The organism is Streptomyces sp. NBC_00104, assembly GCF_045160825.1.
GTDB lineage: Bacteria > Actinomycetota > Actinomycetes > Streptomycetales > Streptomycetaceae > Streptomyces.
Genome location: NZ_CP108215.1, coordinates 1998559 through 2015772, shown reverse-complemented (window position 1 = coordinate 2015772; position 17214 = coordinate 1998559). Strand labels below are relative to the sequence as shown.

The 17214-nt window shown below is 71.8% G+C and carries 12 protein-coding genes, 1 tRNA gene and 1 pseudogene; 9 read left to right on the top strand and 5 right to left on the bottom strand.

The window, feature by feature from the left end; genetic code table 11:
- Window positions 1–62: 62 nt before the first annotated feature.
- The gene (locus OG272_RS08745; RefSeq protein WP_405893002.1) at window positions 63–2492 is read right to left on the bottom strand and encodes an SCO7613 C-terminal domain-containing membrane protein; all 2430 of its coding nucleotides are present in this window, start codon (window positions 2490–2492) and stop codon (window positions 63–65) included.
- Between the two features lie 101 nt (window positions 2493–2593).
- On the opposite strand from OG272_RS08745, the gene OG272_RS08740 reads away from it, so the two are divergent.
- Both OG272_RS08740 and OG272_RS08735 read left to right on the top strand, forming a co-directional pair.
- Window positions 2594–3052 carry an SRPBCC family protein gene (locus OG272_RS08740; RefSeq protein ID WP_326584079.1) on the top strand — a complete coding sequence of 153 codons (459 nt, stop codon included), beginning with the start codon at window positions 2594–2596 and terminating at the stop codon, window positions 3050–3052.
- 39 nt (window positions 3053–3091) lie between these two features.
- Window positions 3092–3163: transfer RNA gene (locus tag OG272_RS08735), tRNA-Val, on the top strand.
- A gap of 39 nt (window positions 3164–3202) precedes the next feature.
- Here the strand turns inward: OG272_RS08735 and OG272_RS08730 are convergent.
- The gene (locus tag OG272_RS08730; RefSeq protein ID WP_327730567.1) at window positions 3203–3928 is read right to left on the bottom strand and encodes a 3'-5' exonuclease; all 726 of its coding nucleotides are present in this window, start codon (window positions 3926–3928) and stop codon (window positions 3203–3205) included.
- A gap of 168 nt (window positions 3929–4096) precedes the next feature.
- Between OG272_RS08730 and OG272_RS08725 the strand changes: the two genes are divergently transcribed.
- From OG272_RS08725 to thrS, 3 genes are all read left to right on the top strand, one after another.
- Entirely contained in the window at window positions 4097–4663 is a 567-nt protein-coding gene (locus OG272_RS08725) for a DUF4365 domain-containing protein (protein ID WP_326584081.1), read from the top strand.
- 218 nt (window positions 4664–4881) lie between these two features.
- Window positions 4882–6093: a hypothetical protein gene (locus tag OG272_RS08720; protein ID WP_405895998.1), complete on the top strand. Its 1212-nt coding sequence runs from the start codon at window positions 4882–4884 to the stop codon at window positions 6091–6093.
- A 103-nt stretch (window positions 6094–6196) separates the two neighbouring features.
- Complete coding sequence (thrS, locus tag OG272_RS08715; RefSeq protein ID WP_327730568.1) at window positions 6197–8173, top strand: threonine--tRNA ligase; 1977 nt, start codon at window positions 6197–6199, stop codon at window positions 8171–8173.
- A 71-nt stretch (window positions 8174–8244) separates the two neighbouring features.
- On the opposite strand, the pseudogene OG272_RS08710 reads toward thrS, so the two are convergent.
- Window positions 8245–8906, bottom strand: a pseudogene (locus OG272_RS08710) (potassium channel family protein).
- 72 nt (window positions 8907–8978) lie between these two features.
- Here OG272_RS08710 and OG272_RS08705 point away from each other — a divergent pair.
- Window positions 8979–9539: an HIT domain-containing protein gene (locus OG272_RS08705; protein ID WP_326584083.1), complete on the top strand. Its 561-nt coding sequence runs from the start codon at window positions 8979–8981 to the stop codon at window positions 9537–9539.
- Window positions 9540–9666: 127 nt separating this feature from the next.
- On the opposite strand, the gene OG272_RS08700 is transcribed toward OG272_RS08705, so the two are convergent.
- Together OG272_RS08700 and OG272_RS08695 are read right to left on the bottom strand one after the other, a co-directional pair.
- Window positions 9667–11337 carry a hypothetical protein gene (locus OG272_RS08700; protein ID WP_326584084.1) on the bottom strand — a complete coding sequence of 557 codons (1671 nt, stop codon included), beginning with the start codon at window positions 11335–11337 and terminating at the stop codon, window positions 9667–9669.
- A 307-nt stretch (window positions 11338–11644) separates the two neighbouring features.
- A complete protein-coding gene (locus tag OG272_RS08695) occupies window positions 11645–13843 on the bottom strand; it encodes an elongation factor G-like protein EF-G2 (RefSeq protein WP_326584085.1) in 2199 nt (732 codons plus the stop codon).
- A 274-nt stretch (window positions 13844–14117) separates the two neighbouring features.
- On the opposite strand from OG272_RS08695, the gene pgsA reads away from it, so the two are divergent.
- The 3 genes from pgsA to OG272_RS08680 are packed head-to-tail and all read left to right on the top strand — an operon-like array spanning window position 14118 to window position 17043.
- Entirely contained in the window at window positions 14118–14852 is a 735-nt protein-coding gene (gene pgsA, locus OG272_RS08690; RefSeq protein WP_326584086.1) for a phosphatidylinositol phosphate synthase, read from the top strand.
- A complete protein-coding gene (locus tag OG272_RS08685) occupies window positions 14849–15886 on the top strand; it encodes a phosphatidylinositol mannoside acyltransferase (RefSeq protein ID WP_327730571.1) in 1038 nt (345 codons plus the stop codon). Before pgsA ends, OG272_RS08685 begins: the two co-directional genes overlap by 4 nt.
- On the top strand, window positions 15883–17043 hold the full coding sequence (locus tag OG272_RS08680) for a glycosyltransferase family 4 protein (protein WP_326584088.1): 1161 nt from the start codon (window positions 15883–15885) through the stop codon (window positions 17041–17043). Before OG272_RS08685 ends, OG272_RS08680 begins: the two co-directional genes overlap by 4 nt.
- Window positions 17044–17214 lie beyond the last annotated feature (171 nt).

Here is a 17214-nt window from a genome sequence, read left to right as displayed (position 1 = left end):
GGTGGGGAACTGCGGGTCCGTTGTGGCGGGTCGCGCAGTTCCCCGCGCCCCTGAGAGGTGCCTCAGCCGAGCTTTCCGAGCATGTCCCGCATACGCCGTGCGTCACGCAACCGCTGCTCGTACGTGGCGCCCAGGGCGAGCAGTACCAGGCCCGCGAGTGCGGGAGGCACCCAACGGGGGAGGGCGTCGACGACCTGGGCGATGTACGGCGCGAGTTCGTGCAGGGTGACCAGGGCGAGTGCGGCGCCGCCGAGGAGCAGGGGGGCCTGGAGGCGGTGGCGGGCGCCCAGCAGGGTGACGGCCAGGGCGGCGGAGCCCAGCAGCAGGGGGCGGAGCCAGTGCTCGTCGCCCCAGGCCGCGACGAGGCTCGGGACGAGCGTGACGGCGAGTCCCGGGCCGTAGGCCGTCCAGGACGAGGTCGTCCGGTCCCGGCGCCGGCGCAGATGGCCGACGACCAGGGCCGGGACGGTCACCGGCAGGGTGTACGCCTCCGGGGACCCGACCTCCCAGACCGCCAGCCGAACCCAGGAGGCCAGCACGAACAGAGCGGCGGAGGCGTAGCCGACGGCTCTGCGCTCCGGTCGTACGGCCGTACCCGCGGCGATGACTCCGCAGAGCGCGAGGGTCAGGGCCAGCAGGGGCGGGTGCGTGGCGGAGAGGGCGATCGCCAGGAGGCCGGCCGCGGCGCCGGCCGCCTCGACCGGGATGGTCATGGGCGAGGCGCCGAGGCGTGCCGCGACCAGGGCCGCGACGGCCGGGACGGCGAGGACGAGCAGGGCCGTGTGCTGCGGCTCCCAGCCGGCAGACGCGCCGATCGCGCAGGTCAGGGCGGTGGCGTGGACGAGGGAGGCGGGCGCGGTGAGGGGGCCGAGGCCCGTGCGCCATGCCGCCGCCGCGAAGAGGACGGTCGAGGCGGCGAGGACGGTGAGGGTCACCGGTTCGGTGGCGAGGGAGTGGAGGGCCAGGTTCAGGGACGTGACGAGGGCCAGGAGCGCGCCGGTGAGGGGCAGCGGTGCCCGGAGCCGCTGGGTTTGCGCCGACCGTGCGAGGCCCGCGAAGGCGAGCGTGGCCACGCACAGGAGGCCGTGCGCCACCAGCCCGGCCGTGTACGGCAGTTCGAGGACCGCCGGGAGCACCAGGGCCGTCGCCCAGGCGAGGACGAAGGCGCCGACCAGGGCCTGGGTTCGCCACGAGGCGGTGCGCGCGGTCAAGGTCAGTACTCCGGCGACCACGGCGAGCATGAGGGGCACGGTCGCCGTGTTCGGGGGCCACGGCACGTCGAGCGTCACCGCCGCACGGGCGTCCTCGGGCGCGCCGGACCAGATGCGCTCCAGTCGGCTGACCGGGCCGAGCAGCGCGATGGCCACGACCGGCAGCGCGGTGGCCAGGGCGAGGGCCTGGACGACGGCGGAGGCGTGGGCGAGGCCTCGGCGTACGGGCTCGGGAGCGGACGTCCGCACGGTCGCCAACAGGGCGATTCCGCAGAGCAGATAGCCCGGGACCGTCCACACGTCGGGCAGGACCGCGCGGGCGATGCCGCCGAGGCCCGTCACCGCGAGCAGTCCTCCGGCGACCGCGGTGCCGAGGGCCAGGGTCGGCTTCGGGGCGAGCCAGGCGGTGGTCAGGGCGATCGCCGCGGCTAGGGCGAGGAGCGCCGCCGCACGGGCGGCGGCGCTCGGGCCGGCGGCGGCCCACGAGAGCCACCCGGCCGCCAGGACACCCCAGGCACCCCAGCCGGACGCGCCCACGACGGCGACGATCCGTACCGGCTTGAGGGACACCCGGAGCGCGATAGCGGTGTCGGCCGCCGCTGTCACCAGCACCACGGCCGTGACCGTCTGCACGCCCGCGTTCATCGCGAACGACCAGAGGAGGAAGGGGAGTTGAGCGGCGACGAGGGCGAGGGGGAGCGGCAGACCGAGGGCGGTGCGGGTGATCGCCGAGTCGGTGTCCGCGGCCCGGGGCACCAGCGCGCCGAGTCCCAGCCCGTACGCCGCCCACATCGCCGCCAGCACCGCCGACGCGGCAGCCGCGTACCCCGTGCCGTCCGCCCCGGTGAACGCGACCTCGTGCAGGGCGTACGCGTCCAGGACCGTCAGGGCGAGGCCGAGACCGGACACCGTCTCGGCGGTCGAGCGCAGGCCACGACGCAGGAGCGGCACCGGGGTGCCGAGCGCGGCCACGGTCACCGCGCCGAGGACCAGGGCCCGGCCCGCGATTCCCATGTGTCCCCAGCTGACCAGCGTGAACGCGATCGCCGCGACGGTCAGCAGGACGCCCCCGAGGATCAGCAGCACGTTCTGGACGCTGGGCGCCGTCGCCTCGGGTCGCCGTACGGGCGGCGCTGCGGGCGGGGGCGCGGACGAGGGTGCGTACAGGGCGTTCATCAGCCAGGCGCGGCGCGCCAGCAGGAAGCCGCGGCGGGCGTCGAGTTGCCGCAGCTCGGAGTCGAGGACCCGCAACTCCTCGGCCGGGGACGGAAAATGCGTCATGCCTGGAGTGTGGTCCGCGTCACGCCGTAGGGCATGAGTGCGGGTACTCAGGACGTACTCAGATCCCGCGCGGAGGCCCCCTGTGCGGGCAGAATCCGACCATGGACTGGTGCCACTACCGCTTCCGCACTCTCTGGAGCCTGCCCGCGCCGCCCGCCGCCGTGTACGACAAGCTCCAGCGGGCCGACGACTACCCGCGCTGGTGGCCCCAGGTCCGCGAGGTGATCCGGATCGATGACACCACCGGCACCGTCCGGATCCGCTCGCTCCTGCCGTACGACCTCGCCTTCACCGCCCGCGAGCTACGGCGCGACACGGCGGCCGGGATCCTGGAGATCGGGATGACCGGCGACCTGGACGGCTGGGCCCGCTGGACGCTCACCGCCGACGGGGCCGGCACCCTCGCCCGCTACGACCAGGAAGTCGACGTCACCAAGCCCCTGCTCAGACGGCTCGCCGTACCGGGGCGGCCCGTGTTCCGCGCCAACCACGCGCTGATGATGCGGGCAGGACGACGAGGACTCCTCGCGTACCTCACGGCTCATGGACAAGCGGTTTGAACCAGAGCCGCCGGGACCTGTATTGTTCAGTCCGTTCCCGGGCGATTAGCTCAGTGGGAGAGCGCTTCGTTCACACCGAAGAGGTCACTGGTTCGAACCCAGTATCGCCCACCGGGTGAAGGCCGGTCCGCAGTAGCGGACCGGCTTTTCTCATGCCGCCGCCGGTAGCTCCGGACGCAGGGGCCATGCCGGGTCCACCGCCTCCTCCGTGCCGCTGCGGGCGAACCAGGCCTGCAGACCACGTGCCTGGGCCGCGTGCCACACGGCCTGCAGGGTGTGCAGTTCGGCGGGGGAGAGGCGTTCGAGCCGGGTCGCGAAACGGCGCCCCACCGCGCGCACGACGTCCATCGCCGCCTGTGCGTCGGCCCCCGCGTCGTGCGCGCCGTCCAGGACGACGTCGTAGTGCGCGCACAGATCCGTGAGCGTGCGCCGGCCCTTGCGGTAGCGGTCCAGATGTTTGTCCAGGACCCGCGGATCGAGGACGCGCAACGGCGTCGCCTCGAACCAGTGGTCCAGCGACGAGGCGCGATGCCGTCGCAACTCGCGGTCCAGCAGGGTCAGATCGAACGGCGCGTTCATGACCACCAGCGGACGGCCGCGCACCGCCTGCTCGGCCAGCGCCCTGGCTATCTCCTCCATCACCGGCGCCGGCCAGCGGCCGTCGCGTTGCAGTCGCTCGTCCGTCAACCCGTGCACCGCCGTCGCCGCGGCGGGCACCGGCACGCCCGGGTTCACCAGCCACCGGGTCACCCGGGGGCGGGTGCCGGGCGCGTCCTGGACGACGACGGCGGCCGACACGATCCGGTCGGTCTCGACGTCCACACCCGTGGTCTCCGTGTCGAACGCCGCCAAGGGCCCCTCGTACCAACACGTCATGCGTACACAACTCCTCGTTCACCCACGGCAGCTGACGTCCCGTCTTCTGCCTGTTTGGTGATACCCGGGCTGTTTGCGCCGTACGCCGGAAGGAGACAACAGAAGTACGGGTCCGTGCAGTTCAGGGGCCCGGCACGGGGAAACACCTGTAGGGGAAGGCTGTTGGTCATGGCCATTGCGCAGCCCGAGCGGGGCGGGCTGCTGCCCGAGCACGCGGCATCACTCCGCGGCTCCCTCGCCACCACCGCCTGCATGGAGACCCTGCAGGTGGGCTACCTGCACGCGGTCGCGGCAGCGGCCGGCTGCTCCCTGTCCCAGCCCTTTCCGGACAACGGCATCGACTGGCACGTCAGCCACGGCTCGCCGGGACACACCGTCGACGACGAGGTCACCATCAAGGTGCAGCTCAAGGCCACCTACCAGCTCGCACCGAACCCGGCGGGCCGGTTCTTCTCCTTCACCCTCGACAACGAGCACCTGGCGAAGCTCGCCCGGACCCCCGTCTCGGTGCACAAGATCCTGGTCGTGATGATCGTCCCCAGATCGCAGGAGCAGTGGCTGCGGGCCGGCCACGACCGGCTCGACCTGCGGCACTGCTGCTACTGGATCAACCTCGCCGGACACCCGATCACCGGTAGGCGCCGCACCACCGTGCGCATACCGACCTCGCGCATCTTCGACGACCGAGCGCTCTGCGAGATCATGACGCGGGTCGGAACGGGAGGCAGACCGTGACCCACGGCCCCATCGACGACGACGGCCCCGGCCGCCGCCCCCATGGTGAAGGGGGACCCGGCCGACGGCCCTACGACGACGCATCCGGCCGCCGCACGCACGGGGAGGACACGTCCGGCCGACGTCCCTACGCCGCGGACAGGCCGACGAGTCGTCCCCGTGACGAGGACGGGCCGGCCGGTCGTCCCTACGACGAGAGGACGCCCGTACGCCGTCCCATCGGTGAACCCGTCCGTGCCGTGCGGCCCCACCCCGTCGAGCCCACCTGGACCCGGCCCCCCGACCCCGCCCAGGTCGACCCCGCCGTTCTGGGCACCCTGCTGCTCCGGCACGGCTGGCAGCGGCGTGGTGGGGCCGCCGGACGGTACGGCCGCTGGACCCCACCGGGACCGGCCGGGCGGGGCATGAGCCTGCTGGTGCCGGAGAACCGGGCCTTCCCCGACAGCGACGACCTGCTCGGCGAAGCCCTCACGGCCCTGTCCCGGAGCGGTTCGCCCGCCGCGCGGGACGTGCTGGTCGCCCTCGCCGTGCCCAGCGACGAGATCCACTGGTGGCGGGACGTGCCGACCGGCCCGCTGGGCACCGCCTCCTGGGTCGTCGAGGACCAACTGCGCTCGGCCGCGCGCCAGATGCTCCTCGCGGCCGCGCTGGCCACCCGCGCGCGTGCCGGGTACTACGGCGCCCGGCACCGCCTGCCCGCGGCCGCCTCACTGGACGGCGTCCTCGTCGGCGCCGTCCCCGGCGGCCGCCGCCTGACCGCCTTCGTCCCCGTGGCCACCGGCCGCCCCCTCGCCCTACGCCTCCATCAGGCCCTGTACGCGGTCCGCGAGGCCATCGACTACCGGCGCGCCACCGGTGGCATGGACGCCTTCGACGGCGCCGTCGAGGCCGGGGTCAGCCACGAACTCACCGAGGCCCTCGTCGCCCTCGTCCGCGGCACCGAGGGCGCCCGCGTCGCCGTCGACTGGGCGCCCGCCGCCGGGGTCCCCGAGGGCGGTGCGACACCGGCCGAGCCCGTCGAGTTCTCACCGGGCGACCTGCCGGTGCTGCGCGAGGCCGGGGCCCGCTATCTGCGCGAGGAGCCGTCGATGCCGGTGCGGATCACCGGGGCCGTGGTGCGGATGCGCCGGTCGGCGGCGCGCGGCGAGGGCACGGTACGGCTGCGGGTCATCGCCGGCGCCGAGGTCCCGCACGTCCGCATGACCCTGGACGAGGAGTCGTACCGGATCGCGGGACAGGCCCATCTCGTCGGACTGCCGGTCCGGGTGCACGGGAGGCTGGAGAGCCGGGGCGGGTTCCGGCGGCTCACCGACGCCGACGGGATCGCACCCGTGCAGGTCGACGAGGCGGAGCGGGACCGGCTGATGAAGTCGCTCCAGGAGACCGCGGAGATCACGGCCTTCTTCGAGGAGGCCTGCGGAGGGGACTAGAGGTATCTGTTTCGCGAGGAGCACCCCGGGCTCGGTACGATCCTTCCCAATGGCCCAGGCAGCAGCAGACCGACCGGGCCGCCCCTTCAGGTAGGAGAAACCGGTGTCCGACGTCCGTGTGATCATCCAACGCGATTCCGAGCGGGACGAGCGCGTGGTGACGACGGGCACTACGGCCGCCGACCTCTTCGCCGGCGAGCGCACCGTCGTCGCCGCCCGTGTGGCCGGTGAGCTGAAGGACCTCGCGTACGAGGTACAGGACGGCGAGACCGTCGAGGCCGTGGAGATCTCCTCCGAGGACGGCCTCAACATCCTGCGCCACTCCACCGCGCACGTCATGGCCCAGGCCGTACAGGAGCTGTTCCCCGAGGCGAAGCTGGGCATCGGCCCGCCGGTCCGGGACGGTTTCTACTACGACTTCGACGTCGAGAAGCCGTTCACGCCCGAGGATCTCAAGGCCGTCGAGAAGAAGATGCAGGAGATCCAGAAGCGCGGGCAGCGCTTCTCACGCCGCGTCGTCACCGACGAGGCCGCCCGCGAGGAGCTGGCGAACGAGCCGTACAAGCTTGAGCTGATCGGCCTCAAGGGCTCGGCCTCCTCCGACGACGGCGCGGACGTCGAGGTCGGCGCCGGCGAACTGACGATCTACGACAACCTGGACGCCAAGACCGGTGACCTGTGCTGGAAGGACCTCTGCCGCGGTCCCCACCTGCCCACCACCCGCAACATCCCGGCGTTCAAGCTGATGCGCAACGCCGCCGCTTACTGGCGTGGCAGCGAGAAGAACCCGATGCTCCAGCGCATCTACGGCACCGCCTGGCCCTCCAAGGAGGAGCTGAAGGCGCACCTCGACTTCCTCGCCGAGGCAGAGAAGCGCGACCACCGCAAGCTGGGCAACGAACTCGACCTGTTCTCCATCCCGGACGAGATCGGCTCGGGCCTCGCCGTCTTCCACCCCAGGGGCGGCATCATCCGCCGGGTGATGGAGGACTACTCGCGCCGTCGCCACGAGGAGGAGGGCTACGAGTTCGTCTACACCCCGCATGCCACGAAGGGGAAGCTCTTCGAGGTCTCGGGCCACCTGGACTGGTACGCCGACGGCATGTACCCGCCCATGCAGCTCGACGAGGGCGTGGACTACTACCTCAAGCCCATGAACTGCCCGATGCACAACCTGATCTTCGACGCGCGCGGCCGCTCCTACCGTGAACTGCCGCTGCGCCTCTTCGAGTTCGGGACCGTGTACCGGTACGAGAAGTCCGGCGTCGTGCACGGCCTGACCCGTGCCCGCGGCTTCACCCAGGACGACGCGCACATCTACTGCACCCGTGAGCAGATGGCCGACGAACTCGACAAGACGCTCACCTTCGTCCTGAACCTGTTGCGCGACTACGGCCTCACGGACTTCTACCTGGAGCTGTCCACCAAGGACCCGGAGAAGTTCGTCGGCTCGGACGAGGCCTGGGAGGAGGCCACCGAGACACTCCGCCAGGTCGCCGAGAAGCAGGGCCTCCCGCTGGTCCCGGACCCGGGCGGCGCCGCGTTCTACGGTCCGAAGATCTCCGTCCAGGCGAAGGACGCGATCGGCCGTACCTGGCAGATGTCCACGGTCCAGCTCGACTTCAACCTGCCCGAGCGCTTCGACCTGGAGTACACCGGCCCGGACGGCTCCAAGCAGCGCCCGGTCATGATCCACCGCGCGCTCTTCGGCTCGATCGAGCGTTTCTTCGCGGTGCTCCTGGAGCACTACGCGGGCGCGTTCCCGGCCTGGCTGGCGCCCGTCCAGGCGGTCGGCATCCCGATCGGCGACGCGCACGTGGAGTATCTGCAGAAGTTCGCCGCCGAGGCGAAGAAGAAGGGCCTGCGCGTCGACGTCGACGCCTCCTCCGACCGTATGCAGAAGAAGATCCGCAACGCCCAGAAGGCCAAGGTGCCCTTCATGGTCATCGCGGGCGACGAGGACATGGCGGCCGGCGCCGTCTCCTTCCGCTACCGCGACGGCTCCCAGGAGAACGGCATCCCCGTCGAGGAGGCCATCGCGAAGATCGCGAAGGTCGTGGAGGACCGCGTCCAGATCTGAGGACCGCGTCCAGATGTGAGGCGTGGGGCAAGACCCGAGTACGTGACTGCGTGCTCCGAGGCCCCCGGGGTTCAGCAGCTCCCCGGGGGCCTCCGCTCGTCCTCCCGCGCGAACACCCGCAGCAGCCACGACGAGAACGACCCCGTCACGGCCCCGAGCAGGCGATACCGCAGGCCATCAGGCCCACGGCGACCAACCGCCTCACCGGGGTCACGGGCGTGACGTCCCCGCACCCCACCGTCGCGAGCGTGGCGTACGCCCACCACACGGCGTCCCCGAAGGTCAGGATCGTCGCGTCGGGTGCCGCGTGTTCCCGTTGCTGGACGGCGAGGGCGCCGGTGAAGCCGAGCAGGGGCGCGGACAGGCCCGCGTAGACGGCCACGCGCGCGTGCGGGGAGAGCCGGGGCCGGTCGTGGTGATGCTGCCGCACGGCGTCGTGGATCCGCGCGATGCGCGGTGGCCGCAGCAGTGGCAGTACGAGCACGAGGGTGTCAAGCCGGTGGAGGCGGGCGCACCTCGGGCCGAGCCGCTCAGCCGTCGGTGCACCGCATAGCCGAGCCCGAAGACCGCCCAGGTCAGCAGGGTCACCGCGAGACAGAGGTCGAGTCGGCCCTGGGGGGAGGCCGTGCGCCGGTACCCGTACCGTGCGGGAGGCGAGGAAGAGGGCCGACGCCCCGGCGAGGACGTGCCCGGTACGCCGCTCCCGGCGGAGCGCGCGGCTGTCGTGGTCCATCGCCTCGGCCCGGCCCGGCCCCGCCCGTGCCGCCCCGGCACCCGGCGACACGCCGTGAACGGGCGAAGCAATATGCTGCATGGCATGACGAGTGAGCCGGAGCAGCAGATCGGAGTGGGGACGCAGGACGCGTTCCAGCGCCTGTGGACGCCTCATCGGATGGCGTACATCCAGGGCGAGAACAAGCCGACCGGCCCCGGGGCCGGCGACGGCTGTCCGTTCTGCTCGATTCCGGCGAAATCGGATGAGGACGGCCTGGTGATCAGGCGCGGGGAGCACGTGTACGCGGTGCTCAACCTCTACCCGTACAACGGCGGCCACCTCATGGTCGTGCCGTACCGGCACGTCGCCGACTACACGGATCTCACCGTGCCGGAGACCGCCGAGCTGGCCGAGCTGACCAAGCAGTCCATGACCGCCCTCCGCACCGCCTCCGGGGCCCACGGCTTCAACATCGGCATGAACCAGGGCACGGTCGCGGGAGCCGGTATCGCAGCCCACCTCCACCAGCACATCGTGCCCCGCTGGGGCGGCGACACCAACTTCATGCCGGTGGTGGGCCACACACGGATCCTGCCTCAACTGCTGGCCGACACGAGGAAGATGCTCGCGGAGGCCTGGCCGGGGGTGTGAGAAGGCCCAGGCCCGCGGCCCCTGCTTTTCAGGGGCGCGGGGAACTGCGCGACCAGCCCCCAACTCACCCGCACCCGCCAACGAACCCCGGCTCCACACCCCCTCGTCCCCCAAGCGAGCGCAGCGCTCACGCGTCGTAGAGGTCGGCCTTCCGCGGCGTAGGGTCCTGCACCGCCCCGCTGAGGAACCCGGCCCGCGAGCCGAACTTCTCGGTGTCCACGCCGTTCTCCTTCAGGACCTTGATGGCGGCGTTGTGGACCACGCGGAGCACCGGCGTGGCGGCGCGCAGCGCGTCGTCGGCCATGAAGCGGTGCCGCCACGGCTGGTCGGCCCAGGCGTGCCGCAGACCGAACGGCTCGGGCAGGCCCATGGACCCGCCGAGCCAGTTGAGCAGTGGCGGGTACCAGGTCAGCGGGGCGCGCGCGGCGAGCCGTACGACCTCGTCGGCGTCGACGAGGGGGAGCTTCACCTTGCGGGTCTCCCAGAACCTCAGCGACTTCTGGACTTCCTTCTCCTTGGCCGCCGGGCCGGTGGTGAACAGTCCGTGCACCGGGCCCAGGGCGTGCCCGGTCACCTCGATGCGGAGCGTGTGGTGCAGCACGGTGACCGTGACCAGCATGGTGATGATCAACTGGCCGTCCCAGAGCGTCCACTGGACGCCCAGGTAGTGCCGGTTGCCGCTGCCGAAGTGCTGCTTGTTGCAGATCTCCTGTATGGCGTGGTTCTTGTACTGGTAGGCGTCCACGTCGGTGCTGTCGGGCCGGGCCACGGCGCCGGCGCCCTCGCCGATGGGGCTGACGATCCAGTGCTTGATCGAAGGCGCCGTGAAACCACCGGTGTTGAGGGGGGTGCGCTCCAGCATGCGCAGCTGGTCGTGGATGGCGCGTATGACGTCCCAGCTGCGGAACGGGTGGATCTCCTTGCCGGAGTCGGCCGGCACGAGGTCCTCGGCGAGCTGCCAGGCGCCCCAGCGGGTGCCCATGCCGAGGATGCCCTTGGGGCCGGCGTAGAAGACGAGGTTGGAGCGCTGTTCGGCGCTGAGCCGGGCGAGCTCCTTGCGCAGCTGCTCGGCCTTGGTCTCGTTGGGGCTGCCGGGTACGGCCTCGGGGATCTTGGCGCCGACGCCACCGCCGGCCAGCAGGCCGGACCAGCGGTCCCGCAGGTCCGTGGCGGCGCGCTCGCAGATCTGCTTGGCCCAGAACCAGCCGACCACGGGCAGCACGACGCACGCACGCGCGTACCAGGCCCAGATGCCGTCGAACGGCATCTTGAGCAGGAAGATCACGGCGAGGGCGCCCACGGCGACCAGCAGCGTGGTGCCGAGTGCGCCGGCCCGCTTGTCACGCTTGGCGACCGTCGTGCGGATCTGGAAGACCAGCAGCCACACGAGCAGGCCGGGCAGGAAGAGCAGGCCGCACAGGACCATGACCGCCGAGAGCCAGTTGTCGCGCTCCCTGCGGATGTTGTTCGCCGCGAGGCAGTGCTCGACGACGACCTGCGGCTCCATGCCGAAGGACTGGATGAGCGGTTTGCGGCCCGCGCCGACCATCCGGTCCCGCACCGCGAGGGAGAACGCCTCCCCGAGGTTGGGCCGGAAGATGGTCGCCCACTTGCGGCCCGGTTTGACCGTGGACTTGTGCCAATCGTTGTTGGCCTTGAGGATCTCCGCGATCTCGTTGTCCCGGTAGGCCGCCGACGCCAGGGCGTACGTCGCCGCGGTCTGGCCCGCGGTGCCCATCAGCGGCACCTGTGCCCCGGGAGTGAAATCGAAATTGTCCGCCACCGCCGCCGCCCCCATCGCCGCACACTCGCTCCTGCGGCTCTTCCCGACTTCCGTGCTCCGCACACCTGTTGATCAGGTCATAACCCGATCTGGGCCTGATCGAGCCACACTTGTAGATCAGGTGATCAGCGTATCGGCAGCCACGGACATCGTGTGGTGCGAAGAACGGACATTCACGGAACCCACCTGCCGTGAACCGGCCTTGTCCCGCCCCGCAGTCTGCGGCGGACGGCCGGAGCCGCCCGCCGACGGACCGCCAGGGCCTTTCTGCCGGTCCCGAATCGCCGGTCCCCTTCAGCTCTCCTTCGTCAGCTCCCCTTCGTCAGTTCTCCTTCGTCTGTGCGCGGACCTTCTCGGCCACGTGGGAGGGCATCGGCTCGTGGCGCGTGTACCGGCGGCCGAAGCGCGCGGTGCCGTGGGACAGGGAACGCAGATCGACGGCGTAGCGGTCGATCTCGATCTCCGGTACCTCGGCCCGGACGAGGGTGCGTCCGCCGCCCGCCTGCTCCGTGCCGACGACCCGGCCGCGCCGCCCGGACAGATCGCTCATCACGGGGCCCACGTACGCGTCGCCGACCAGGACCGACACCTCGGCCACCGGCTCCAGGAGGTGGATCTTCGCGTCGGCCGCGGCCTCGCGCAGCGCCAGCGCGCCCGCCGTCTGGAACGCGGCGTCCGAGGAGTCCACCGAGTGCGCCTTGCCGTCCCGCAGCGTGATCCGTACGTCGATGAGCGGATACCCGGCCGCGATGCCCTTGGCGGCCTGTGCCCGCACACCCTTCTCGACGGACGGGATGAACTGCCTCGGCACGGCACCGCCGACGACCTTGTCGACGAACTCGATGCCCGAGCCGCCGGGCAGCGGCTCCACCTCGATCTCGCAGATCGCGTACTGCCCGTGCCCACCGGACTGCTTCACATGGCGCCCGCGCCCGGCCGACTTGTCGGCGAACGTCTCCCGCAGGGAGACCCGGTGCGGTACGACGTCGACCTGGACGCCGTAGCGGTTGCGCAGCCGCTCCAGCGCCACGTCGGCGTGCGCCTCGCCCAGGCACCAGAGGACCACCTGGTGGGTGTCCTGGTTCTGTTCGAGCCGCATGGTCGGGTCCTCGGCGACGAGCCGGGCGAGCCCCTGGGAGAGCTTGTCCTCGTCGGCCTTGCTGTGCGCCTGGATGGCGAGCGGCAGCAGCGGGTCCGGCATCTCCCACGGCTCCATGAGCAGCGGGTCGTCCTTGGCCGAAAGGGTGTCCCCGGTCTCCGCGCGGTTCAGCTTCGCCACACACGCCAGGTCGCCCGCGATGCAGTGGGTGAGCGTCCGCTGCTGTTTTCCGAACGGTGTGGACAGGGCGCCGATCCGCTCGTCGACGTCGTGGTCCTCGTGCCCCCGGTCGGCGAGCCCGTGCCCGGAGACATGCACCGTCTCGTCGGGGTGCAGGGTCCCGGAGAAGACCCGTACCAGCGAGATGCGGCCCACGTAGGGGTCGCTGGCGGTCTTCACGACCTCGGCGACCAGCGGTCCGTCCGGGTCGCAGGTCGCCTTGATCTCGCGGGGGCGGCCTTCGGGGGTGGTGACCGTGGGGGTCGCGCGCTCCAGGGGGGTGGGGAAGCCGCCGGTGACCAGTTCGAGCAGCTCGACCGTGCCGAGCCCCTGCTTGGCGCCGTCGGCCGCGGGGGCCGCGGCCAGCACGGGGTGGAAGACCCCGCGGGCGACGGCCCGTTCCAGGTCCTCGACGAGGGTCGTGACGTCGATCCGCTCGCCGCCGAGATAGCGGTCCATGAGGGTCTCGTCCTCGCTCTCGGCGATGATCCCCTCGATGAGCCGGTTGCGGGCCTCCTCGATCGCCGGCAGTTGCTCGGGGCTCGGCTCGGACTCCTTGCGTTCGCCGGAGGAGTAGTCGAAGAGCTTCTGCGACAGCAGCCCGGTCAGTCCGGTCACGGGCGCGTGCCCGTCCGGACCCTGCGGGCCGTGCAGCGGGAGGTAGAGCGGCAGTACGGCGTCGGGGTCGTCCCCGCCGAACGTCTCCGCACAGACCTTGGTCATCTCCTCGAAGTCCGCCCGGGCGGCCTCCAGGTGTGTGATCACGATCGCCCGCGGCATGCCGACCGCCGCGCACTCCTCCCACACCATGCGGGTCGAGCCGTCGACGCCGTCCGACGCCGAGACGACGAAAAGGGCCGCGTCCGCCGCTCGCAGACCGGCCCTGAGTTCCCCGACGAAGTCGGCGTATCCGGGGGTGTCCAACAGATTGATCTTGTACCCGCCCCATTCGACGGGGACGAGCGAGAGCTGCACCGAGCGTTGCTGCCGGTGTTCGATCTCGTCGTAGTCGGAGACGGTGCCGCCGTCCTCCACACGGCCCGCCCGGTTCACCGCTCCCGCCGTCAGCGCGAGAGCCTCCACCAGAGTCGTCTTGCCCGAACCGGAGTGGCCGACCAGCACCACATTCCGTACGGACGCGGGGTGGTCGGCCGCCGTAGCCCTGCCGGCGGCTCCGGGGTGTGCGTTCGCCTTGTCGCCCATGATCCTGCCTCCCGTGCACGGTGAGGTCACTGTGGGCGCGGACATACGGATCCGCGTGCGGTGGCGGCTCCGATGACGCCCGCGGTGCCTTCGAGCTTTGCACTCGCGTCACTGTGCGTCCATACGAAGGACGCGATCGCTCTCGCGGCCCAGGTGGGCCCCGGTGGGGACGTTCCGTGATCGCCCGGTGACACCGGTGCGATCAGGACAGGACACGGTGGGCTGGTGCCCGACGGTCGCACACGCGCGCGCGTGGCTACGATGGGCCAGCCGGATGGCCAGCAGGGGCCACGCGGCGACACCGACCCTCGGGAAGGCCATGCTGAACAAGTACGCGCGTGCATTCTTCACGCGTGTCCTCACACCGTTCGCCGCGTTTCTGATCCGCAGGGGTGTCAGCCCCGACACGGTCACGCTCCTCGGCACCGCCGGAGTGATCGCGGGCGCGCTGGTCTTCTACCCCCGGGGCGAGTTCTTCTGGGGCACGATCGTCATCACACTGTTCGTGTTCTCGGACCTCGTCGACGGCAACATGGCCCGCCAGATGGGCCGCTCCAGCCGCTGGGGCGCCTTCCTCGACTCCACGCTCGACCGTGTCGCCGACGGCGCGATCTTCGGCGGCTTCGCCCTCTGGTACGCGGGCAACGGCGACGACATCGCCCTGTGCGCCGTCTCGATCTTCTGCCTGGCGAGCGGCCAGGTGGTGTCGTACACCAAGGCGCGCGGCGAGTCGATCGGGCTGCCGGTGGCGGTCAACGGCCTGGTGGAGCGCGCCGAACGCCTGGTGATCTCGCTGGTCGCGGCCGGCCTCTCGGGCCTGCACGCGTTCGGCGTGCCCGGCATCGACGTCCTGCTGCCCATCGCCCTGTGGATCGTCGCTGTCGGCAGCCTCGTCACGCTGATCCAGCGTGTCGTCACCGTCCGCCGCGAGTCCGCCGAGGCGGAGGCGGCCGCCGCGACCGCGCAGGAGACGCCGGACACGTCCCGCAACAGCGAGGCGACCCCGTGAGCGCTCTGCGGGAGCGTCTGACCGACGGGCTGTACGGCCTCGGCTGGGGCACGGTCAAGAAGCTTCCCGAACCCGTCGCGGTGCGCCTCGGCCGGGCGATCGCCGACGCCACCTGGAAGAGACGCGGCCCCCTCGTACGCCGCCTGGAGGCCAACTACGCGCGCGTGGTCCCGGACGCGGGCCCCGAGCGCCTCGCCGAGCTGTCCCGCGCGGGCATGCGGTCCTACCTGCGCTACTGGATGGAGTCCTTCCGCCTCCCGTCCTGGAGCGAGGAGCGCATCAGGACCGGCTTCGCCGCCAAGGACCTGCACCACCTCACCGACGGTCTCGCCTCGGGCCGGGGCGTCGTCCTCGCGCTGCCGCACCTCGCCAACTGGGACCTCGCCGGCGCCTGGGTCACCACCGAGCTCAAGACCCCGTTCACGACGGTCGCCGAACGCCTCAAGCCCGAGACACTCTACGACCGCTTCGTCGCCTACCGCGAGGGCCTCGGCATGGAGGTCCTGCCGCACAGCGGCGGCTCCGCCTTCGGCACGCTCGCGCGGCGGCTGCGCGACGGCGGCCTGGTCTGCCTGGTCGCCGACCGTGACCTGTCCGCGTCCGGCGTCGAGGTCGACTTCTTCGGCGAGCCGACCCGCATGCCCGCCGGACCGGCCCTCCTCGCCCAGCAGACCGGCGCGCTGCTGCTGCCGGTGACGCTCTGGTACGACGACTCGCCCGTCATGCGGGGACGTCTGCATCCCCCGATCGAGGTACCCGAGGCAGGTACCCGCGCCGAGAAGACGTCTGTCATGACACAGGCGCTGGCAGATGCCTTCGCCACCGGCATCGCCGACCACCCGGAGGACTGGCACATGCTCCAGCGCTTGTGGCTCGCCGACCTGGACCCCGCGAAGAGTCCCGACGGCCCCGCGACTTCCCGGACGGGTTCGGACAGCGGTTCCGAGACGGCCACGGAGCCGGGTTTCGGGACGGCCACGGAGCCGGGTTCCGAGACGGCCACGAAGCCGGGTTCCGAGAAGGGACGCCCGTGAAGATCGGGATCGTCTGCCCGTACTCCTGGGACGTGCCCGGGGGAGTCCAGTTCCACATCCGCGACCTGGCCGACCACCTCATCCGCCTCGGCCACGAGGTGTCGGTGCTCGCCCCCGCCGACGACGACACCCCGCTGCCGCCGTACGTCGTCTCGGCGGGCCGCGCGGTCCCGGTGCCCTACAACGGCTCGGTGGCCCGCCTGAACTTCGGGTTCCTGTCGGCGGCGCGGGTGCGGCGCTGGCTGCACGACGGCACGTTCGACGTGATCCACATCCATGAGCCGGCCTCACCGTCGCTCGGCCTGCTGGCCTGCTGGGCCGCGCAGGGCCCGATCGTCGCCACCTTCCACACCTCCAACCCGCGCTCCCGGGCGATGATCGCGGCGTACCCGATCCTCCAGCCCGCGCTGGAGAAGATCAGCGCGCGGATCGCGGTGAGCGAGTACGCCCGCCGCACCCTCGTCGAACACCTGGGCGGCGACGCGGTCGTCATCCCGAACGGCGTCGACGTCGACTTCTTCGCCCGCGCCAAGCCCAACCCCGACTGGCAGGGCGACACGCTCGGCTTCGTCGGTCGCATCGACGAACCCCGCAAGGGGCTGCCGGTGCTGATGAAGGCCCTCCCGAAGATCCTCGCCGAGCGCCCCCGGACCCGGCTGCTGGTCGCCGGGCGCGGGGACGAGAAGGAGGCGGTCGAGACGCTGCCCCAGGAGCTGCGCTCCCGCGTCGAGTTCCTCGGGATGGTCAGCGACGAGGACAAGGCCCGCTTCCTGCGCAGCGTCGACGTCTACGTCGCACCCAACACCGGCGGCGAGAGCTTCGGCATCATCCTCGTCGAGGCCATGTCCGCCGGAGCCCCCGTCCTCGCCTCCGACCTCGACGCCTTCGCCCAGGTCCTCGACCAGGGCGGCGCGGGCGAGTTGTTCGCCAACGAGGACGCGGACGCCCTCGCGACAGCCGCCGTACGCCTGCTCGGCGACCCGGCCCGCCGCGCCGAACTCCGCGAGCGCGGCAGCGCCCACGTCCGCCGCTTCGACTGGTCGACCGTCGGCGCCGACATCCTCGGCGTCTACGAGACGGTCACGGAGGGCGCGGCTTCGGTGGCGGCGGACGAACGGGCCGGACTGCGGGCACGGTTGGGGCTGGCCCGGGACTGAGACGGGGCCGCACGGGGCGGTGCTGCGGGATCGGCGGGCCGTGGCCAGGGAACCGGTGTCCGCCGATCGGGCCGTGCCCCCGGACCGGTGTCCTGACCGGGACCGCTGGGCGGTCGGGCGGCGGCTTGGGGTGGCGGGCTGTGGTCCCGGATTGGTGGGGCAGCGGCTCGG